Raw genomic sequence first — 20465 nt, 5'->3', positions numbered from 1 at the left:
GCGAGGAAAGCAGACGAAATGTCCAACCTGCTCGACTCCGTCGACTCCGCGTCGCTGCGCATCGACGTCCCGGCCTTCCGCCCGGGTGACACCGTCAACGTCCACGTCCGCGTCATCGAGGGCAACCGCTCCCGTGTGCAGCAGTTCAAGGGCGTAGTCATCCGTCGCCAGGGCGCCGGCGTCCGCGAGACCTTCACGGTCCGCAAGGTCTCCTTCTCCGTCGGCGTCGAGCGCACCTTCCCGGTGCACACCCCGATCGTCGAGAAGATCGAGCTCGTCACCCGCGGTGACGTGCGTCGCGCCAAGCTCTACTACCTGCGCGAGCTGCGCGGCAAGGCCGCGAAGATCAAGGAGAAGCGCGACAACTGATCTCGCGCGGGGTTCCACAGAGGGGCCGGATAGCATCTGGCCCCGATGGACACCGAAGCACAGCCGACGGAGCGCGACCGCTCCTCCAGCCCCTTTGATGCCGAGGAGATCTCGGACACAGGGGGGCCGGAGGGCCGGTCGCGTTTCGTGTTGGTGTCGCGGGCCGCCACGTGGCTGCCCGGCGGGCGGATCAGCCTCACCCTGTTGGTCTGTCTGCTGTTCCTGCTGTTGCTCAGCAACTTCGTGCTGCAGCCCTTCCAGATTCCCAGCGGATCCATGGAAGGCGGATTGAGGATCGGGGACCGCGTTCTCGTAAATAAGTTGGCGTACCGTTTCGGTGCCGATCCGCGGCGCGGCGATGTCGTCGTGTTCGACGGAACCGGGTATTTCGGGGACGGGGACTACGTCAAGCGCGTTGTGGGGGTAGGGGGAGACCACGTGGTCTGCTGTGACAAGGAGGGGAGGATCGAGGTGAACGGCCGGTCGGTCGACGAGTCGACGTTCCTGTATCCCGGTGACAGCCCCTCCACGGTGTCCTTCGACGTCGAGGTGCCCGCCGGCACCCTGTTCGTCCTCGGCGACCACCGCAGCGACTCCAGCGACTCCCGCGACCACCTGGGCTCACCGGGCGGCGGCATGATCCCCGTCGACGACGTCATCGGACGGGCCGACTGGATCCTCTGGCCCGTCGGCCACTTCACCCGCCTGCACCGCCCCGATGCCTACGCGCGCGTGCCCGCCCCGGAGACGAGCGAGCCCGGACCAGCGGACGGCGCCCATGGGTAACCGCGGCAAACCGCGCGGTGTGCCCGAGAGCGCGGCCGACAACCTGCTGCCCACCGGCTCCCGACGCTCCTCCTCCGGCTCGGCCAGCGGCCGTACCCGCGCCGAGCGGCGCAAGCTCCAGCGCAAGGTCAAGCGGCGCCGCAGGCGCGGAGCGGTCAAGGAGATACCTCTCCTCGTCGGTGTCGCCGTCCTCATAGCCCTCGTCCTGAAGACCTTCCTCGTCCAGGCGTTCGTGATCCCGTCCGGCTCCATGGAGCAGACGATCCAGATCGGCGACCGGGTCCTGGTCGACAAGTTCACCCCGTGGTTCGGCTCCAAGCCCGCGCGCGGGGACGTGGTCGTGTTCAAGGACCCCGGAGGCTGGCTCAACGACGAGACGACCACCACGAAGAAGGACGACCCCATCGTCGTCAAGCAGGTCAAGGAGGCGCTCACCTTCATCGGCCTGCTGCCGTCCGACGACGAGAAGGACCTCATCAAGCGGGTCGTCGGCGTCGGCGGCGACCGCGTCAAGTGCTGTGACACCCAGGGGCGCGTCACCGTCAACGGCGTTCCCCTGACCGAGCAGGACTACCTGTATCCCGGGAACGCCCCCTCCACGACCGAGTTCGACATCACCGTCCCGCCGGGGCGGCTGTGGGTGATGGGCGATCACCGGGCCAACTCCGCGGACTCCCGCGTGCACCAGAACACCGACTACCGCGGCACGGTCTCCGAGGACTCGGTGGTGGGCCGGGCCATGGTCATCGCCTGGCCCTTCGGCCACTGGACCTCGCTGGAGGAGCCGAAAACCTACGCTTCCGTGTCCGACTCGGCGACCGGGTCGACCGCGGCCGCTCCACCGTCGCTTAGGGTTGCACCCGACGATCCGAACGCATCGATCCAACTCCCGAGCCCTGCGGAACTCCCGCTCGTTATGGGAGTGGTGGGCCTGCGCCGAATGTGGGGCAGGCAGCGGCACAGAGTAAGGAGTTGGCGTGGGGGATGTGGCGGTTGGCGCACGGTCCGGGCACGACGGCGAGGAGCACCGCGGGCGCCCCGTGGAATCCGCCGGCCCGGCCGCGAACAGCGCCGTGACCTCCGGGAGTGACTCCGGGGCGACCGAGGACGGCACGATGACCGAGGAGACCGGGACGGGCGACCAGGGTCCGGGTGGCTCGGCCCCCAAGGCGAAGAAGCCGCGCTCCTTCTGGAAGGAGCTGCCCATCCTGATCGGCATCGCGCTGGTGCTCGCGCTGCTGATCAAGACGTTCCTGGTGCAGGCGTTCTCGATCCCCTCCGACTCGATGCAGAACACCCTCCAGGAGGGTGACCGCGTCCTGGTCGACAAGCTCACCCCGTGGTTCGGCTCCGAGCCCGAGCGCGGCGAGGTCGTCGTCTTCCACGACCCGGCCAACTGGCTGGCGGGCGAGCCGACGGCGGACCCGAACGCGGTGCAGACGTTCCTCAGCTGGATCGGCCTGATGCCGTCCGCCGAGGAGAAGGACCTGATCAAGCGGGTCGTCGGCGTCGGCGGCGACACCGTGTCGTGCTCGGGCACCGGCCCGCTGAAGGTCAACGGCAAGGCGCTGGACGAGGCGTCGTACGTCTACCCCGGCAACACGCCGTGCAGCCAGGACGACCAGGGCGGCCAGTTCACGGTGAAGGTCCCCAAGGGCTTCATCTGGGTCATGGGCGACCACCGGCAGAACTCGCGCGACTCGCGCTACAACCAGAACGACAAGAACAAGGGCATGGTCCCGGTGGACGAGGTCGTCGGCCGCGCCATCGTGAAGGCCTGGCCGATCAACCGCTGGGGCACCCTGCCGGTCCCGGACACCTTCGACCAGTCCGGTCTGAACACCCAGTCGTCGGCGTCCCCGGCCCTGACGGTCGCGCCGGACGCGCTCGCCCTCGTCGGTGTGGTGCCGGTGGCGCTGTGGCGCCGTCGGAAGATCACCGTCGTCGGGACACGCTGAGGTCAAGGCTCGACAAAACCCTCGTACAGCTTGTGACCTTGGTCGGGGCCGAAGGGCTGACCGGGTCAGGTACCCCCGGGTAGGGTGCGGATCCATGGGTGGCGAGAGCACGACGCGTACGGCCCCGCGCAGCGGGAGCACAGGCCCGGTGGGCAGCCGGACCGGACAGCGACTGTCCGGACTGGCCGTCGCACTGGGCCTTGTGCTGTTCCTCGGGGGCTTCGCCTGGGGAGCGGTGGTCTACCGCCCGTACACCGTGCCCACCGGCTCGATGACGCCCACGATCGACGCCGGCGACCGGGTCCTGGCCCAACGTGTCGACGGTGGTGAGATACGCCGTGGCGACGTCGTCGTCTTCTCGGACAAGACCTGGGTGACCAACGCCCCCGTGGTCAAGCGAGTGGTCGCGATCGGCGGCGACACGGTGGCGTGCTGCAGCAAGGGCAAGCTGACCGTCAACGGCAAACAGATCGACGAACCGTATCTGCCCGAGGGGAGCGCGGCCGAGATCACGGGCTTTCCGACCGTGACGGTGCCGGAGGGCCGGCTGTTCCTGCTGGGCGACGAGCGAGCGGGCTCCCTGGACTCCTCGACCCACCTCACCGACGCGGCGAACGGCACGGTGGCCCGGAGCGCCGTGACGGCCCGGGTGGACGCCGTGGTCTGGCCCATGAACGGCATGCTGGAGCCGCCGACCGGCTTCGAGGCGCTCGGCGCGCTGTCCTCGCCGGGCCCGCTCCGTACGATCGTCGCGCTGATCGTCGTCGGGGCCGTGCTCGTCCTCGGCGGGGGCGCGTACGGACCGGTCGCCAAGCTGCTCGGCGGGCGCTCCCGCGCCCGGACGCGGACGGAGCCGGCCGGTGCCCGCTGAGGCGACGGACGCGGGCCGGGACACGTACGAGGGCGGTCTGCGCAAGGTGGCCCGGGTGGTCCTCCTCGATCCCGAGGACCGCATCCTCCTGCTGCACGGCCATGAGCCGGACGATCCGGCCGACGACTGGTGGTTCACACCCGGCGGCGGCCTGGAGGGCGACGAGACACGTGAAGAGGCCGCGCTCAGGGAACTCGCCGAGGAGACCGGCATCACCGAGGTCGAGCTCGGCCCGGTGCTCTGGCGGCGGACGTGCTCGTTCCCGTTCGCCGGCCGGCGCTGGGACCAGGACGAGTGGTACTACCTGGCCCGGACGGCCCATACGCCCGGCGTGGTGCCCGCGGCCATGGGGCTGACCGAGCTGGAGCGGCGCAGTGTCGCCGGAGCGCGCTGGTGGACGTGTCGGGAACTGAGCCAGGCACATGAGACGGTGTATCCGACCAGACTCGCCGAGCTGCTGCGCAGGCTGCTCGACGAAGGTCCCCCGGCCGGACCCGTGACCCTGGACACCGAAATCGTCTAGGGGCTCGCGGGACTGGCGCACAATGGTGGGATCGCACGGCTGAAGGGGAACATGCCATGAGCGCCGAGGACCTCGAGAAGTACGAGACCGAGATGGAGCTCAAGCTCTACCGGGAGTACCGCGATGTCGTCGGTCTGTTCAAATACGTGATCGAGACCGAGCGGCGCTTCTATCTGACCAACGACTACGAGATGCAGGTGCACTCGGTCCAGGGCGAGGTGTTCTTCGAGGTGTCCATGGCGGATGCCTGGGTGTGGGACATGTACCGGCCGGCTCGGTTCGTGAAGCAGGTGCGGGTACTCACGTTCAAGGACGTGAACATCGAGGAGCTGAACAAGAACGACCTGGAGCTGCCCGGCGGGTGAGGTCGCGGGTGAGGTTGCGGGTGGGTTCCCTCTCCGGAGTGGCGGAGTTTTCCACAACCGGTGAGTAGTCCACCAAGATCAACTTGGTCGGCCTGAGTGCGTGACGGTTGGCGCCGGAGGTGGTGCCGACATGAACACACATCAGGCACGCAGTGCACTCGGCAAGTACGGCGAGACGCTGGCCGCGCGACGGCTGGCGGAGGCCGGGATGACGGTCCTGGAGCGCAACTGGCGCTGTGGCAGGACCGGCGAGATCGACATCGTGGCGCGGGACGGGGACGTCCTGGTCGTCTGCGAGGTCAAGACGCGGCGGGCCGGGCTCTTCGAGCATCCGATGGCCGCGGTGACCCCCGACAAGGCGGAGCGCCTGCGAGGCCTCGCCGAACGCTGGATCCACGCACACGGAGGGGCACCGCCGGGAGGTGTCCGCATCGACCTGGTGGGGGTCGTCCTGCCCAGCCGCGGGGCGCCCGTGGTCGAGCATGTGCGGGGGGTGGCCTGAGATGGGGTTCGCGCGTACGTGCTCGGTGGCGCTGGTGGGCGTCGAGGGCGTGGTGGTCGAGGTCCAGGCCGACCTGGAACCCGGGGTCGCGGCCTTCACGCTGGTGGGGCTGCCGGACAAGAGCCTGACGGAGAGCCGGGACCGGGTTCGGGCGGCGGTGGTCAATTCGGGTGCCTCGTGGCCCCAGAAGAAGCTGACGGTCGGTCTGAGCCCGGCGTCCGTCCCGAAGAGCGGCAGCGGGTTCGATCTGGCCGTCGCGGCCGCGGTGCTGGGCGCGGCCGAGCGGATCGATCCGCGGGTCCTTGCCGACATCGTGATGATCGGGGAAGTGGGCCTCGACGGTCGGGTGCGGCCGGTGCGGGGCATCCTCCCGGCGGTGCTGGCCGCGGCGGACGCCGGCTACGAGCAGGTGGTGGTGCCGGAATGCGCCGCCGCCGAGGCCTCCCTGGTGCCCGGTGTGTCGGTGCTGGGGGTGCGTAGTCTGCGGCAGCTGATCGCGGTCCTGGCGGACGAGCCCGTGCCGGACGAGGAGCCGGACGACGTGGGCCGCCCCGACCCGCTCCTCGCCGGCCTGCGGGTGCCGGGCACCGGCGCGGCCACCGGAATGCACAGCATGGGTGCCGGACAGCTCGACCACGACCTCGCCGACGTCGTGGGCCAGATCTCGGCGCGCACGGCCGTGGAGGTCGCCGCGGCGGGCGGACATCACCTGTTCCTGGAAGGGCCGCCCGGCGCCGGGAAGACGATGCTCGCGGAGCGGCTGCCCGCCATCCTCCCGCGCCTCGGCCGGCAGGACTCGCTGGAGGTCACGGCGGTGCACTCGGTGGCGGGCCTGCTGCCTCCGGGCAAGCCCCTGATCGATGTCGCCCCCTACTGCGCCCCGCACCACTCGGCGACGATGCAGGCGCTGGTCGGCGGGGGTAACGGCATCGCCCGGCCCGGCGCAGTGTCGCTCTCGCACAGAGGTGTTCTGTTTCTGGATGAAACACCCGAATTCAGTAGTCGGGCCCTGGACGCCCTCCGGCAGCCCCTGGAGGCGGGGCATGTCGTGATCGCGCGCACTGCGGGCGTGGTGCGCTTCCCGGCGAGGTTCCTGATGGTGCTGGCCGCCAACCCCTGCCCATGCGGCCGCTTCTCCCAGACGGACGACCTGTGCGAGTGCCCGCCCTCCTTGATCCGGCGTTACCAGGCCAGGCTGTCCGGTCCCCTGCTCGACCGGGTCGACCTGCGGGTCGAGGTGGACCGGGTCACCCGCGCCCAGCTGACCGAGCGCGGCGCCCGGGGCGAGTCCACGGCCACGGTGGCCGACCGGGTCCGAGAGGCCAGGGAACGAGCGGTGACCCGGCTGGCCGGTACCCCGTGGCGCACGAACAGCGAGGTTCCCGGACGCGAGCTGCGCAGCCGCTGGCATGCCGTACCCGGTGCCATGGACGACGCGGAGCGGAACCTGGAGCGGGGCGTGCTGACTGCTCGCGGGATCGACCGCGTGCTCCGCGTGGCCTGGACCGTCGCGGACCTCGTCGGCCACGACCGTCCCGACGCGACGGACGTCGCCCTGGCGCTGCAACTGCGCACGGGAGTGCCACGGGGCGTCCCCATGGCCATCGGAGCGCTGACGTGAGCGTCGGCGACGAACCGGACGGCGAGCTGATCGGGCGGGTCTTCCTCGCCCGGGTCATCGAGCCCGGTGACGAGGTCGCCGGGCGGTGGGTGCGGGAGTACGGGGTGCGGGAGGTGGTCCGGCGCTTGCGGGGCGGTGGGATGCCGTTGCCCGGGGTGAGTGACAAGAGGTGGGCCGGGCTGCTCGGGCGGGCGGCGGCGGCCGAGCCCGGGCGGGATCTCGCCGTCGCGCGGGACGCCGGGGTGCGGTTCGTGGGGCCGGGCGACGCCGAGTGGCCGGGACAGCTCGACGACCTGGGGGACGCCCGGCCCCTGGGCCTGTGGGTGCGTGGAAAGCCCAGCCTGCGTATGTGGGCGCTCCGCTCGGTGGCCGTGGTCGGCGCCCGCGCCTGCACCGAGTACGGCGCCCACATGGCGGCCACTCTCGCCGCGGACCTCGCCGAACGCGGCTGGGTCGTGGTGTCCGGCGGTGCCTACGGGGTCGACGGCGCCGCCCATCGCGGAGCCCTCGGCGCCGGCGGCGCCACCGTTGCCGTACTCGCCTGCGGAGTGGACCGGCCCTACCCGCGCGGACACACCCAGTTGATCAGCAGGATCGCGGAACAGGGGCTGGTGATCGGGGAGTTGCCGCCCGGCGATCACCCGACACCGAGCAGGTTCGTCCTACGGAACCGGGTCATCGCCGCGCTCACCCGGGGCACGGTCGTCGTCGAGGCCGCCCATCGCAGCGGTTCGCTGGTCACCGCACGTGCGGCACAGCGCCTGGGCCGCCACACCATGGGCGTGCCCGGCCCGGCCACCAGCGGCCTCTCCGCCGGTGTGCACGAGCTGCTGCGCGGGGAGGCGGTGCTGGTCACGGACGCCGCGGAAGTCGTCGAACTCGTCGGCGACATGGGGGAGCTGGCCCCGGACCGGCGCGGGCCCGTGCTGCCGCGTGATCTGCTCGACGCCGCCGCCCGGCGGGTCCTGGCCGCACTGCCCGGACGCCGCGCGGCGACGCCGGACGAGATCGCGCGCGGCGCGCTGACGACCCGGGACGACGCGATCGCGAGGTTGTACGAACTCCGATCACTTGGTTACGTCGAACGACACGGCGACGGCTGGAAGTTGACACGCCAGGCAATGATCTCCGCGGGCGGTGGCGGAGGCGGGTGTTGACCGAGCGTGTTCGGCCGTCCGGGGGAACCCTGATGCCCTTGGAAATTCCCGCAGTTGGCGCCCTCCGGTGATCACGTAGAGCGACGGACGGGGCTCGGCAGGGCGTCCAGCGGAACGTATCTGCGCATGGTCCGAGCCTCGCCCTTCGCGCACCGCGACACTTCAGTCACGCTACGCTCACGAGGATTCCGACACAGACAGGCGACTCGGCATCAGAACGACATCAGTCCGACAGCTCACCCAGGTCCCCCCACTTCACGGCAGAACGGCACAAGGCGACGAATGCCCCAGCACACCTCCGGGTCCGACCGGGCGGCGATCCCCCCAGCCGCCCGCGACGGTGGCAGCGTGCGGCCGCCCGCTCCCTCGACGCTCGACGAGCTGTGGCGGTCGTACAAGGCGACGGGGGACGAGCGGCTGCGCGAGCAGCTGATCCTGCACTACTCACCGCTCGTGAAGTACGTGGCGGGACGGGTGAGCGTCGGTCTGCCGCCCAATGTGGAGCAGGCGGACTTCGTCTCGTCGGGGGTCTTCGGGCTCATCGACGCGATCGAGAAGTTCGACGTCGACCGGGAGATCAAGTTCGAGACGTACGCGATCACCCGGATCCGCGGTGCGATGATCGACGAGCTGCGGGCGCTGGACTGGATCCCGCGGTCCGTACGGCAGAAGGCACGCAACGTCGAGCGGGCGTACGCCACGCTGGAGGCGCGGCTGCGGCGGACGCCGAGCGAGGGGGAAGTGGCCGCCGAGATGGGCATCGCGGTCGACGAACTCCACGCCGTCTTCAGTCAGTTGTCGCTGGCGAACGTGGTGGCTCTGGAGGAGCTGCTGCATGTCGGTGGCGAGGGCGGCGGCCGGCTGAGCCTCATGGACACGCTGGAGGACACCGCCGCGGACAACCCGGTGGAGGTGGCCGAGGACCGGGAACTGCGGCGGTTCCTGGCGCGGGCCATCAACACCTTGCCCGAGCGGGAGAAGACCGTGGTCACGCTGTACTACTACGAAGGGCTCACGCTCGCCGAGATCGGGAACGTGCTGGGGGTCACCGAGAGCCGGGTGAGTCAGATCCACACCAAGTCGGTGCTCCAGCTGCGCGCGAAGCTGGCGAGTTTCGGTCGCTGAGGGCGTGGAGCGGTGGGAGCCACTCCCGCCGACGATGCTCCGTCCGTAGAGTGGTTGACGTGCCAAGGATTCGAGCGGCCTCCGTGGCCGAGCACCGGTCGATGCAGCGAGCCGCCCTGCTGGACGCGGCTCGTTCCCTGTTGTCCGAGGGCGGGACGGAGGCGCTGACCTTCCCGGCCCTGGCCGAGCGGACGGGCCTCGCGCGGTCGTCCGTGTACGAGTACTTCCGGTCGCGGGCCGCCGTGGTCGAGGAGCTGTGCGAGGTCGACTTTCCCGTGTGGGCGGCGGAGGTGTCGGCGGCGATGGAGCGGGCCGGGACGCCTGACGCCAAGGTCGAGGCGTATGTGCGCCAGCAGCTGGCGTTGGTCGGGGACCGGCGGCACCGGGCTGTCGTGGCGATCTCCGCGAGTGAGCTGGACGCGGGGGCTCGGGAGAAGATCCGGGCCGCGCACGGGGGGCTGGTGGCGATGATCGTCGAGGCGTTGGGGGAGATGGGGCACGAGCAGCCTCGGATGGCGGCGATGCTGTTGCAGGGGGTTGTGGATGCGGCGGTGCGGCGGATCGAGCTGGGGGCGGCGGAGGAACCTTCGGTGATCACGGAGGCGGCTGTGCGGATGGCTCTGCGGGGTCTCCGAGGCTGACGTCGGCTGTGGCTGGGCGGGGGTCGGTCGCAACCCGGCGCCGGCGGGGTGCCGCTGCGCCCACCCGTGCCGCCCCAGCGGCACGACTGCCCGCAGCTACGGCGGCTGGGACAGCACCCGCAGCTACGGCGGCACCGGTACGCCGATCACCGGCAGGAGCCGCGATGGTCCACGGGTGAGCAGCCAGGGTGGCAGCAGCGACAGTGGGTCCAGGTAGGTCTCGCCTCTGCGTAGGCCCCAGTGCACGCATGCAGTCGTGCAGTGAGAGCCCGTCGGCTCCACCGTGCCCACCTCCTCGCCCGCCGCCACCTCCTCGCCCTTCTTCACCGACGCCCGTACCGGCTCGTACGTCGTGCGCAGGGGTGGGTCGCCAGTCCCCGGCAGTTCCACCGAGACGACCCCCTTGCCGGCCACCCGGCCCGCGAAGGACACCCGGCCCGCCGCGACCGCTCGTACTGGTGTGCCGGGGGAGGCCGCGAGGTCGACGCCTCGGTGGCCGCGGCCGTAGGGCGTCGCGGGGGGTTCCCAGCCGCGCAGGACCGGTGGGCGGGTGCCCACCGGCCAGGTGCGGCCGAGGGGCGGGACGGAGGTGTCCGTGGCCGCCGGGCGGAAAGGGGTCGGCCGGCTGCTCGGTGGGGGCGTGCAGGTCAGCATCGTCGCCGCCAGAAGCAGCAGCCCCGTCCACGTAGCCAGACATCGCATCGCTCGCATGCGAGAACGGTCCCGCACGCGCTCCGCTCCCGGCCGGGACCTGTGGACTACTCCCTGGTTGTGGACAGCGGCGTCACCCGGTGCCTCGCGGGTCCCGTACACTTCTTCTGGCGATCCGGGTCACCGGGTCGACTTCGCACGCCCCGACATCAGGCCATCACAAAGCTGGTGTCAGCGCCTCTCGGTCCCTAGCGGCAAGGCGCATCGCGGGCGTCAGGCGCGAGTGCCATCCGGCGCGCGCGGCACAACCGAGAACACCAAGGAGAACGGCCATGGCCGTCGTCACGATGCGGGAGCTGCTGGAAAGCGGCGTCCACTTCGGTCACCAGACCCGTCGTTGGAACCCGAAGATGAAGCGGTTCATCTTCACGGAGCGCAACGGCATCTACATCATCGACCTGCTCCAGTCGCTGTCGTACATCGACCGCGCCTACGAGTTCGTCAAGGAGACCGTCGCCCATGGCGGCACGGTCATGTTCGTCGGCACGAAGAAGCAGGCGCAGGAGGCCATCGCCGAGCAGGCGACCCGCGTCGGCATGCCCTACGTGAACCAGCGCTGGCTGGGCGGCATGCTCACCAACTTCTCGACCGTCTACAAGCGTCTGCAGCGCCTCAAGGAGCTCGAGCAGATCGACTTCGAGGACGTCGCCGCGTCCGGTCTGACCAAGAAGGAGCTTCTCGTGCTCTCGCGCGAGAAGGCCAAGCTGGAGAAGACCCTCGGCGGTATCCGCGAGATGTCCAAGGTTCCCAGCGCCGTCTGGATCGTGGACACCAAGAAGGAGCACATCGCGGTCGGCGAGGCCCGGAAGCTCAACATCCCGGTCGTCGCCATCCTCGACACCAACTGCGACCCCGACGAGGTCGACTACAAGATCCCCGGCAACGACGACGCGATCCGCTCCGTCACGCTGCTCACCCGTGTGATCGCCGACGCGGTCGCCGAGGGCCTCATCTCCCGCTCCGGTGTCGCCACCGAGGGCAAGGGCGACAAGGCCGCGGGCGAGCCGCTGGCCGCGTGGGAGCGCGACCTGCTCGAGGGCGAGAAGAAGGCCGACGAGGCCGAGGCCCCCGCCGCTGCCGAGGCTGCTGCCGAGGCCCCCGCCGCCGAGGCGCCCGCCGAGGAGGCCGCTGCTGAGGCTCCGGCCGAGGCTGCCGCCGAAGCCCCCGTCGAGGCCGAGGCCCCGGCCGCCGAGGCCCCTGCCGCGGACGCCGAGCAGGCCTGACCCCTCACACACCTTCGGGTTCTGGACGGCGGGGGCCCACGAAGCCCCCGCCGTCCGGCACCGGTAGATCTTCAGACTTCGAGAGAGATTCCAGAATCATGGCGAACTACACCGCCGCCGACGTCAAGAAGCTCCGCGAGCTCACCGGCGCCGGCATGATGGACTGCAAGAAGGCGCTGGACGAGGCCGAGGGCAACGTCGAGAAGGCAGTCGAGGCGCTCCGCATCAAGGGCCAGAAGGGCGTCGCCAAGCGCGAGGGCCGCTCCGCCGAGAACGGCGCCGTGGTCTCGATCATCGCCGACGACAACTCCTCCGGCGTCCTCGTCGAGCTGAAGTGCGAGACGGACTTCGTCGCCAAGGGTGACAAGTTCCAGGCCGTCGCCACCACGATCGCCGAGCACGTCGCCAAGACCGCCCCGGCCGACCTCGAGGCCCTGCTCGCCTCCGAGATCGAGCCCGGCAAGACCGTCCAGGCGTTCGTGGACGAGGCCAACGCCACCCTGGGCGAGAAGATCGTCCTCGACCGCTTCGCGGTGTTCGCGGACGGCTTCGTGACGGCGTACATGCACCGCACGATGCCCGACCTGCCGCCGCAGATCGGTGTCCTCGTCGAGCTCGACAAGCCCAACGCCGAGATCGCCAAGGGCGTCGCCCAGCACATCGCCGCCTTCGCGCCGAAGTACCTCTCCAAGGAGGACGTGCCGGCCGAGGTCGTCGAGTCCGAGCGCCGCGTCGCCGAGGAGACCACCCGCGCCGAGGGCAAGCCCGAGGCCGCCCTGCCGAAGATCGTCGAGGGCCGCGTCAACGGCTTCTTCAAGGACGCCACGCTGCTCGGCCAGCCGTACGCGCTCGACAACAAGAAGTCCGTCCAGAAGGTTCTGGACGAGGCGGGTGTCACCCTGAAGCGCTTCACGCGCATCAAGGTCGGCATCTGAGTCCGTACCGCGATCGACGCGCGACCCCGATAGGGTCGGCAGCAGTCGTCCGCGTACGCCGTCACATGTGTGGCGGACGACAGCAGATCTGACGAGGAGGCCATTGCCGCGCATGGGATGCGAACCACACCCCACCGGCAATGGCCTTCTTCGTATGTGCGACCCGTCAAAGAAGTGAGAACGCCATGACCATCAAGGCCCAGAAGAGCGACGACGGCAAAGTACGCGGGCGGTTTCTGCTGAAGCTGTCCGGAGAGGCGTTCGCCGGTGGCGGGGGCCTGGGCGTCGACCCCGATGTGGTGCACAAGATCGCCCGCGAGATCGCGGCGGTCGTGCGGGACGGCGCGGAGATCGCCGTCGTCATCGGCGGCGGCAACTTCTTCCGCGGTGCCGAACTCCAGCAGCGCGGCATGGACCGCGCCCGCTCCGACTACATGGGCATGCTCGGCACGGTCATGAACTGCCTCGCCCTCCAGGACTTCCTGGAGAAGGAGGGCATCCAGTCCCGGGTGCAGACCGCCATCACCATGGGCCAGGTCGCCGAGCCGTACATTCCGCTGCGCGCCGTCCGGCACCTGGAGAAGGGCCGTGTGGTCATCTTCGGCGCCGGTATGGGCATGCCGTACTTCTCCACCGACACCACCGCCGCCCAGCGCGCCTTGGAGATCGACGCCGAGGCGCTGCTCATGGGCAAGAACGGCGTGGACGGGGTCTACGACTCCGACCCGAAGACCAACCCCGACGCGGTCAAGTTCGACGCCCTCGGCTACGGCGAGGTCATCACCCGCGACCTCAAGGTCGCCGACGCCACGGCCGTCACGCTGTGCCGCGACAACAAGCTCCCGATCCTGGTGTTCGAGCTTCTGGCCGAGGGCAATATCGCGCGCGCCGTCAAGGGTGAGAAGATCGGCACGCTTGTGGGTGACCAAGTCAGCCAGGGCTGATGACCCTGACCGGGGGATGGACAATGTCCTGCCGGTCGGGAACCGTGCAGGAAGAAGACGTGACGCAGCCGGCCGCCGCCCCCACCAAGGAACCGCAGCCGGGCCTACTCAAGACACGCAGGAGCAAGTGGTGATCGAAGAGACCCTCCTCGAGGCCGAGGAGAAGATGGAGAAGGCCGTCGTGGTCGCCAAGGAGGACTTCGCCGCGATCCGCACCGGCCGTGCGCACCCGGCGATGTTCAACAAGATCGTGGCGGAGTACTACGGCGCGCCGACGCCGATCAACCAGCTGGCTTCGTTCTCCGTGCCGGAGCCGCGCATGGCGGTCGTGACCCCGTTCGACAAGACCGCGCTGCGCAACATCGAGCAGGCGATCCGCGACTCCGACCTGGGCGTCAACCCGAGCAACGACGGCAACATCATCCGAGTGGTGTTCCCCGAGCTGACCGAGGAGCGCCGCCGCGACTACATCAAGGTCGCCCGGAGCAAGGCCGAGGACAGCAAGGTTTCCATCCGCTCGGTGCGCCGCAAGGCCAAGGACGCCATCGACAAGCTCGTCAAGGACGGCGATGTCGGTGAGGACGAGGGCCGCCGTGCGGAGAAGGAGCTCGACGACACCACCCACAAGTACGTCGCCCAGGTGGACGAGCTCCTCAAGCACAAGGAAGCGGAGCTGCTCGAGGTCTGATGAACGACTCTTCCTGGGGCTCTCCGCCACAAACCGGGCCACCCGCCGGGTACTGGGGGCCCACCGACCAGGGGCCTGTCCAAGGGGCCGGCCCGGCGGGTCCCACGTACGATGCGCATGACGCGCAGCAGACTCGCCCCATGCCCATCGTGCCCGACGTACCCGCACATGGCGGAGACCAGGATGACGACCGGGGGGCCGCTCGGCTGAGCGGCCCCTTGTTCCGCGACGAGACGCCGCAGCCGCCGTACGAGGTACGGCAGTCGCAGCCGTACGACCCGCCGCAGGCCCCGTCCTACGGCCCTCACGACATGCAGCAGACGCCGTCCTACGGGGCGGTGCCGCAGAATCCGGAGCCCATGCCCGACTCCTCCTCGCAGCCGGCGTCCGCGCCGCAGAAGAAGAGCGCGGGCCGTGACCTGAGTGCGGCCATAGGGGTCGGCGTCGGGCTGGGTGTGGTGATCGTCGCGTCGCTGTTCGTCGTCAAGGCCGTGTTCGTCGGGGTCATAGCGGTCGCCGTCGTGGTGGGCCTCTGGGAGCTGACCAGGCGGCTGGAGGAGCGCAAGGGCATCAAGGCGCCCCTCGTCCCACTCGCGCTCGGCGGGGCGGCCATGGTCGTGTCCGGGTACGTCCGGGGTGCCGAGGGCGCGTGGGTGGCGATGGCGCTCACCGCGCTGGCCGTTCTGGTCTGGCGGATGACGGAACCGCCGGAGGGCTACCTCAGGGACGTCACCGCGGGTGTCTTCGCGGCCTTCTATGTCCCGTTCCTGGCCACGTTCGTCGCCATGATGCTCGCCGCCGACGACGGACATCGGCGCGTGGTGACGTTCCTGCTGCTGACGGTCGTGAGCGACACCGGGGCGTACGCCATCGGCTGGCGCTTCGGCAAGCACAAGCTCGCTCCGCGCATCAGCCCGGGCAAGACCCGCGAGGGCCTGCTCGGAGCGGTGAGTTTCGCCATGGCGGCGGGCGCGCTGTGCATGCAGTTCCTGATTGAAGACGGCACCTGGTGGCAGGGGCTGATCCTCGGCTTCGCGGTCGCGGCCAGCGCCACGCTCGGCGACCTCGGCGAGTCGATGATCAAGCGGGACCTGGGCATCAAGGACATGGGCACGCTGCTGCCGGGGCACGGCGGCATCATGGATCGCTTGGACTCGTTGCTGCCTACGGCTCCGGTGGTGTGGCTGCTGATGGTGATCTTCGTCGGGTCCGGCTGACCGTCGTCGTATCCGGTCGCGTCCGGCAAGCCGTCGTACGTCGTTCTCGTGGGGCCCTCGCTGCGGCGGGGGCTCCTCGGGTTTCCGGGCGATGGCCTCCCCGGCCGGGGAGTGGGACGATTCCGGTGTAAGCCCTCAAATGGGTTCACCCTGGAAGGAGGGGCGCGATGTCCGCCATCCGAGAAGTGATCGATGTCGACTGCAGCCCCGACGAGGTCTACGCGTATGTCACGGACTCCTCTCACCTGCCCGACTGGCAGCTGAGCGCGGTCTCCGCGCAGCGGCTCGACGAGGGTCCGCTGCACGAGGGCTCCCGGGTCCGGGTCACCCGGCGTATCGGCACCCGCGAGATGCCGATGACCGTGGAGTTCACCGAGGTCGTCCCGCCGGTCAGCTGGGGTCTGCATGGCGTCGACGGTCCCGTCAGGCCGCGCGTCCACGGTGAGATCGAGCCGCTCGACGACGGGCGACGCTCCCGCGTGACGATCGACGTCGACTTCGAGGGCCACGGCCTCGGCAAGGTCCTCGTCCCTCTCGTCGTCCGCCCCCAGCTCCGCAAGGAACTGCCGCGCGACGAGCAACTGCTCAAGGAGCAGCTGGAGCGCCCGACGGCATAGACCGGCTGGTGGGCGGTCCAGGTCACTTGGGTTGTTCTCGTGATCACCGGCGGCTTCTGAGCCGACCGGGGCATGCGAGTGGATCTGCGACACTGGTACAGCCATGCCTAAGCCCGGAGAACTCACTTTCGTCGCCCCGCGCGGAGCCAAGAAGCCGCCGCGGCACCTCGCCGACCTCACGCCCGCCGAGCGCAAGGAAGCGGTGGCCGCGGTCGGTGAGAAGCCGTTTCGTGCCAAGCAGCTCTCGCAGCACTACTTCGCGCGGTACGCGCACGACCCGCAGGAGTGGACGGACATCCCGGCCGGCTCCCGCGGCCGGCTTCAGGAGGCACTGCTTCCCGAGCTGATGTCGGTCGTCCGGCATCAGTCGACCGACCAGGACACCACCCGCAAGACGCTGTGGCGGCTGTTCGACGGGACGCTCGTCGAGTCGGTGCTGATGCGCTACCCGGACCGGGTGACCATGTGTATCAGCTCGCAGGCGGGGTGTGGCATGAACTGCCCGTTCTGCGCCACGGGGCAGGCGGGGCTGGACCGGAACCTGTCCACCGCGGAGATCGTGCACCAGATCGTGGACGGGATGCGGGCGCTGCGGGACGACGAGATTCCCGGCGGTCCGGCGCGGCTCAGCAACATCGTTTTTATGGGTATGGGTGAGCCCCTCGCCAACTACAACCGGGTCGTCGGGGCCATCCGTCGGCTCACCGACCCCGAGCCGGACGGGCTCGGGCTCTCGCAGCGTGGGATCACCGTCTCGACGGTCGGACTCGTCCCGGCGATCAACCGCTTCACCGACGAGGGCTTCAAGTGCCGGCTCGCCATCTCCCTGCACGCCCCCGACGACGAGCTGCGCGACACCCTCGTCCCCGTGAACACGCGGTGGAAGGTGCGCGAGGTCCTGGACGCCGGCTTCGCGTACACGGAGCGGTCCGGGCGCCGGCTGTCCATCGAGTACGCGCTGATCCGGGACATCAACGACCAGGCGTGGCGCGGTGACCGGCTCGGGCGGCTGCTCAAGGGCAAGCCCGTGCACGTCAATCTCATTCCGCTGAACCCGACGCCCGGGTCGAAGTGGACCGCCTCCCGTCCCGAGGACGAGAAGGCGTTCGTCGAGGCCATCGCCGCCCATGGTGTGCCGGTCACCGTCCGGGACACCCGTGGACAGGAGATCGACGGGGCGTGTGGTCAGCTCGCCGCGACCGAGCGGTAGTGTGACGTCCGTACGTACATCTTCATATTCCGACAGGGGAGCGCCACAGCGCTGAGAGTGCGGCACCGGCCGCAGACCCTCTGAACCTCGCCCAGGTCATTCTGGGTAGGAAGTTCGGTCACTACTCGAGCTGTTGCGCCCTGCCCGGGAGCCCTTGGACTTTTCCGAGGCGCCCGGGCAGGGCCGCGTCTCTTCCTGGCCACCCCCAGGAGGAATTCTGTGAGCATCACCAAGAAGGCCACGGTTGTCGCCGTGGGACTCGGCCTCGTCACGCTCTCCGCGTGCGGGTCCTCCTCCGACGGCGGGAGCGGCGGAGGCGACTCCAAGACCGTGACCCTCGTCAGCCACGATTCGTGGGCCGTCTCGAAGAACGTCCTCGCGGACTTCGAGAAGCAGTCCGGCTACAAGGTCAGGGTTCTCAAGGACGGCGACGCCGGGCAGGCCGTCAACAAGGCGATCCTGACCAAGGACAATCCGCAGGGCGACGTCTTCTTCGGCGTCGACAACACCCTGCTGTCCCGTGCCCTCGACAACGGGCTCTTCCAGTCGTACGAGGCGAAGGGCTCCGACCTGGTCCTGCCCGAGTACCGGGCCGACCAGGACAAGCACCGGGTCACGCCGATCGACACCGGCGACATCTGCGTCAACTACGACAAGGCGTACTTCAGCGAGCACAAGCTGACCCCGCCCAGCTCGTTCGACGACCTGATCAAGCCCGCGTACAAGAACCTCCTCGTCACCGAGAACGCCTCCACCTCGTCGCCCGGGCTGGGATTCCTCCTCGGGACCGCGGCCAAGTACGGCGACGACGGATGGCAGGACTACTGGAAGAAGCTCAAGGCCAACGGCGTCAAGGTCGTCGACGGCTGGGAGCAGGCCTACAACGAGGAGTTCTCCGGCTCCTCCACGGGCAAGAAGACCGGCGCGGACCGGCCGCTCGTCGTCTCCTACGCCTCCTCGCCGCCCGCCGAGGTGATCTACGCCGACCCGAAGCCGACGACCGCGCCGACCGGCGTCGCCACCGGCACCTGCTTCCGGCAGGTCGAGTACGCGGGCCTGCTGAGCAACGCCTCGAACACCAAGGGCGGCAAGGCGCTCCTGGACTTCCTGCTCACCAAGGAGTTCCAGGACGACATGCCGCTGAACATGTTCGTCTACCCGGTGCGGGAGGGTGCGCAGGTGCCGGCCGAGTTCACGAAGTACGGTCCGCAGGCCAAGGATCCCGAGACCATGGACCCGGCCCAGATCGCCGACAACCGTGACCAGTGGGTCAAGTCGTGGACCTCGCTCGTACTGAAGTAGCCCCGCGCAAGGGCCCCGGGAAGGGCGCGGCGGCGCGGCTCGGTCTCATCGCCGTGCCCGTCGCGTTCTTCGCGGTCTTCTTCGCCTACCCCGTCGCCGCGATCGTCGCCCGCGGACTCAAGGTCGACGGGGTGTGGCACCTCGGCCGGATCGCGGACGTGCTCGGGCAGTCCGACGTCCGGCACGTCCTGTGGTTCACCACCTGGCAGGCGCTGGCCTCCACCGCGCTCACGCTGCTGATCGCGCTGCCCGGCGCGTATGTCTTCGCCCGCTTCGACTTCCCCGGCAAGCAGATCCTGCGGGCCGTCGTCACCGTCCCCTTCGTGCTGCCGACGGTCGTCGTCGGTACGGCGTTCCTGGCGCTCGTCGGGCGCGGCGGGCTGCTGGACGAGCTGTGGGGCGTACGCCTCGACACGACCGTGTGGGCGATCCTGCTGGCGCACGTCTTCTTCAACTACGCGGTGGTCGTACGGACCGTCGGCGGGCTCTGGTCCCAGCTCGACCCGCGGCAGGAGGAGGCTGCGCGGATGCTCGGCGCCTCCCGGCTCGCGGCCTGGCGGAAGGTGACGCTGCCCGCGCTCGCGCCCGCCGTGGCCGCCGCCGCGCTCATGGTGTTCCTCTTCACCTTCACCTCCTTCGGTGTGGTGCAGATCCTCGGCGGGCCGACGTTCTCGACGCTCGAAGTCGAGATCTACCGGCAGACGTCCGAGATCTTCGACCTGTCCACCGCCGCCGTGCTGACGCTGATCCAGTTCGTGGCGGTGGGCGGGATCCTCGCTCTGCACGCTTGGACCGTACGGCGGCGGGAGACCGCCCTGCGGTTGGTGGACGCGTCCGTGACCGCACGCCGGCCGCGCGGGACCGGGCAGTGGGCGCTGCTGGCCGGCGTCCTGGCCTCCGTCGTCGTCCTGCTTCTGCTGCCGTTGGCCGTGCTGGTGCAACGGTCGCTGGACGCGCCCGACTTCGCCTACTACCGGGCGCTGACCAGCGAGGACGGCGGGCTCTTCCTGGTGCCGCCGATCGAGGCGATCGGCAATTCGCTGCAGTACGCCGTCGTGGCCACCGCCATCGCCGTGCTGATCGGCGGTCTGGCCGCCGTGGCACTCACCCGCCGGGACGCGGGCCGGTTCGTACGCGGGTTCGACGCGCTGCTGATGCTGCCGCTCGGGGTGTCCGCGGTGACCGTCGGGTTCGGGTTCCTGATCGCGCTGGACGAGCCGCCGCTGGACCTGAGGTCCTCGTGGATCCTGGTGCCGCTCGCGCAGGCGCTGGTCGGCGTGCCGTTCGTCGTACGGACCATGCTGCCCGTGCTGCGGGCGGTGGACGTACGGCTGCGGGAGGCGGCCGCCGTGCTGGGGGCGTCGCCCTGGCGGGTGTGGCGGGAGGTCGATCTGCCGATGGTGCGGCGGGCGCTGCTGATCGCGGCGGGGTTCGCCTTCGCGGTGTCGCTCGGGGAGTTCGGGGCGACGGTCTTCATCGCGCGGCCCGACAACCCGACGCTGCCGGTCGCCGTGGCGCGGCTGCTCGGGCGGGCCGGGGAACTCAACTACGGCCAGGCCATGGCCCTTTCGACGATTCTGATGATCGTGTGCGCGGTGGCGCTGCTGGTGCTCGAGCGGCTGCGGACCGACCGGACCGGGGAGTTCTAGATGCCGGGGAGTTCTCGATTGCCGAGGAGTTCTGGATTGCCGGGAGGTTCT

At 69.9% G+C, this 20465-nt stretch carries 22 protein-coding genes; 21 read left to right on the top strand and 1 reads right to left on the bottom strand.

The genetic code is table 11. From position 1 onward, the window contains the following. Nucleotides 1-18 precede the first annotated feature (18 nt). The 12 genes from rplS to AC5P09_RS05245 all read left to right on the top strand — a co-directional run bounded on the left by rplS (nucleotide 19) and on the right by AC5P09_RS05245 (nucleotide 9918). Entirely contained in the window at nucleotides 19-369 is a 351-nt protein-coding gene (rplS, locus tag AC5P09_RS05300; RefSeq protein ID WP_493872678.1) for a 50S ribosomal protein L19, read from the top strand. A 45-nt stretch (nucleotides 370-414) separates the two neighbouring features. Next, complete coding sequence (lepB, locus tag AC5P09_RS05295; RefSeq protein ID WP_493872677.1) at nucleotides 415-1155, top strand: signal peptidase I; 741 nt, start codon at nucleotides 415-417, stop codon at nucleotides 1153-1155. Further along, nucleotides 1148-2245: a signal peptidase I gene (gene lepB / locus AC5P09_RS05290; RefSeq protein ID WP_493872676.1), complete on the top strand. Its 1098-nt coding sequence runs from the start codon at nucleotides 1148-1150 to the stop codon at nucleotides 2243-2245. The genes lepB (AC5P09_RS05295) and lepB (AC5P09_RS05290) overlap by 8 nt, the downstream gene beginning before the upstream one ends. After that, the gene (gene lepB / locus AC5P09_RS05285) at nucleotides 2133-3113 is read left to right on the top strand and encodes a signal peptidase I (protein ID WP_493872675.1); all 981 of its coding nucleotides are present in this window, start codon (nucleotides 2133-2135) and stop codon (nucleotides 3111-3113) included. Before lepB (AC5P09_RS05290) ends, lepB (AC5P09_RS05285) begins: the two co-directional genes overlap by 113 nt. 94 nt (nucleotides 3114-3207) lie before the next feature. After that, on the top strand, nucleotides 3208-3984 hold the full coding sequence (gene lepB, locus AC5P09_RS05280) for a signal peptidase I (protein WP_493872674.1): 777 nt from the start codon (nucleotides 3208-3210) through the stop codon (nucleotides 3982-3984). Further along, complete coding sequence (locus tag AC5P09_RS05275; RefSeq protein WP_345564232.1) at nucleotides 3974-4507, top strand: NUDIX hydrolase; 534 nt, start codon at nucleotides 3974-3976, stop codon at nucleotides 4505-4507. The genes lepB (AC5P09_RS05280) and AC5P09_RS05275 overlap by 11 nt, the downstream gene beginning before the upstream one ends. Before the next feature lie 56 nt (nucleotides 4508-4563). Next, the gene (locus tag AC5P09_RS05270; protein WP_069765426.1) at nucleotides 4564-4872 is read left to right on the top strand and encodes a DUF2469 domain-containing protein; all 309 of its coding nucleotides are present in this window, start codon (nucleotides 4564-4566) and stop codon (nucleotides 4870-4872) included. 130 nt (nucleotides 4873-5002) lie between these two features. Continuing rightward, nucleotides 5003-5374 (top strand): YraN family protein, encoded by a 372-nt coding sequence (locus tag AC5P09_RS05265; protein WP_307677555.1) that lies wholly within the window; start codon nucleotides 5003-5005, stop codon nucleotides 5372-5374. Nucleotide 5375: 1 nt separating this feature from the next. Continuing rightward, nucleotides 5376-6995 carry a YifB family Mg chelatase-like AAA ATPase gene (locus tag AC5P09_RS05260; RefSeq protein WP_493872673.1) on the top strand — a complete coding sequence of 540 codons (1620 nt, stop codon included), beginning with the start codon at nucleotides 5376-5378 and terminating at the stop codon, nucleotides 6993-6995. Next, nucleotides 6992-8152, top strand: a complete 1161-nt coding sequence (gene dprA, locus AC5P09_RS05255) for a DNA-processing protein DprA (protein ID WP_493872672.1) — start codon at nucleotides 6992-6994, stop codon at nucleotides 8150-8152. The genes AC5P09_RS05260 and dprA overlap by 4 nt, the downstream gene beginning before the upstream one ends. A gap of 282 nt (nucleotides 8153-8434) precedes the next feature. Further along, nucleotides 8435-9277 carry an RNA polymerase sigma factor WhiG gene (gene whiG, locus AC5P09_RS05250; RefSeq protein WP_493872671.1) on the top strand — a complete coding sequence of 281 codons (843 nt, stop codon included), beginning with the start codon at nucleotides 8435-8437 and terminating at the stop codon, nucleotides 9275-9277. Between the two features lie 83 nt (nucleotides 9278-9360). After that, nucleotides 9361-9918 carry a TetR/AcrR family transcriptional regulator gene (locus AC5P09_RS05245; RefSeq protein ID WP_493872783.1) on the top strand — a complete coding sequence of 186 codons (558 nt, stop codon included), beginning with the start codon at nucleotides 9361-9363 and terminating at the stop codon, nucleotides 9916-9918. A 123-nt stretch (nucleotides 9919-10041) separates the two neighbouring features. Here AC5P09_RS05245 and AC5P09_RS05240 read toward each other — a convergent pair whose 3' ends face one another. Continuing rightward, a complete protein-coding gene (locus AC5P09_RS05240) occupies nucleotides 10042-10629 on the bottom strand; it encodes a M23 family metallopeptidase (protein ID WP_493872670.1) in 588 nt (195 codons plus the stop codon). A 272-nt stretch (nucleotides 10630-10901) separates the two neighbouring features. Between AC5P09_RS05240 and rpsB the strand changes: the two genes are divergently transcribed. The 9 genes from rpsB (at nucleotide 10902) to AC5P09_RS05195 (ending at nucleotide 20414) form a co-directional block, all read left to right on the top strand. After that, nucleotides 10902-11852, top strand: a complete 951-nt coding sequence (gene rpsB, locus AC5P09_RS05235) for a 30S ribosomal protein S2 (RefSeq protein ID WP_388350839.1) — start codon at nucleotides 10902-10904, stop codon at nucleotides 11850-11852. A gap of 98 nt (nucleotides 11853-11950) precedes the next feature. Next, nucleotides 11951-12787: a translation elongation factor Ts gene (gene tsf / locus AC5P09_RS05230; RefSeq protein WP_266433263.1), complete on the top strand. Its 837-nt coding sequence runs from the start codon at nucleotides 11951-11953 to the stop codon at nucleotides 12785-12787. A gap of 185 nt (nucleotides 12788-12972) precedes the next feature. Further along, nucleotides 12973-13731: a UMP kinase gene (gene pyrH / locus AC5P09_RS05225; protein WP_493872669.1), complete on the top strand. Its 759-nt coding sequence runs from the start codon at nucleotides 12973-12975 to the stop codon at nucleotides 13729-13731. A 130-nt stretch (nucleotides 13732-13861) separates the two neighbouring features. Then, complete coding sequence (gene frr, locus AC5P09_RS05220) at nucleotides 13862-14419, top strand: ribosome recycling factor (RefSeq protein ID WP_266433260.1); 558 nt, start codon at nucleotides 13862-13864, stop codon at nucleotides 14417-14419. Next, the gene (locus tag AC5P09_RS05215; RefSeq protein WP_493872668.1) at nucleotides 14419-15636 is read left to right on the top strand and encodes a phosphatidate cytidylyltransferase; all 1218 of its coding nucleotides are present in this window, start codon (nucleotides 14419-14421) and stop codon (nucleotides 15634-15636) included. The genes frr and AC5P09_RS05215 overlap by 1 nt, the downstream gene beginning before the upstream one ends. Nucleotides 15637-15803: 167 nt before the next feature. Continuing rightward, complete coding sequence (locus AC5P09_RS05210; protein WP_493872667.1) at nucleotides 15804-16253, top strand: SRPBCC family protein; 450 nt, start codon at nucleotides 15804-15806, stop codon at nucleotides 16251-16253. 103 nt (nucleotides 16254-16356) lie between these two features. Next, nucleotides 16357-17463, top strand: a complete 1107-nt coding sequence (gene rlmN / locus AC5P09_RS05205) for a dual-specificity RNA methyltransferase RlmN (RefSeq protein WP_493872666.1) — start codon at nucleotides 16357-16359, stop codon at nucleotides 17461-17463. A gap of 219 nt (nucleotides 17464-17682) precedes the next feature. Next, the gene (locus AC5P09_RS05200) at nucleotides 17683-18765 is read left to right on the top strand and encodes a thiamine ABC transporter substrate-binding protein (protein ID WP_493872665.1); all 1083 of its coding nucleotides are present in this window, start codon (nucleotides 17683-17685) and stop codon (nucleotides 18763-18765) included. Then, nucleotides 18741-20414 carry an ABC transporter permease gene (locus AC5P09_RS05195; RefSeq protein WP_493872664.1) on the top strand — a complete coding sequence of 558 codons (1674 nt, stop codon included), beginning with the start codon at nucleotides 18741-18743 and terminating at the stop codon, nucleotides 20412-20414. Before AC5P09_RS05200 ends, AC5P09_RS05195 begins: the two co-directional genes overlap by 25 nt. Nucleotides 20415-20465 lie beyond the last annotated feature (51 nt).

This window comes from Streptomyces sp. a15 (assembly GCF_059026085.1).
The sequence above is the reverse complement of the archived record's forward strand: the minus strand, read 5'-3'. Positions and strand labels throughout refer to the sequence as shown.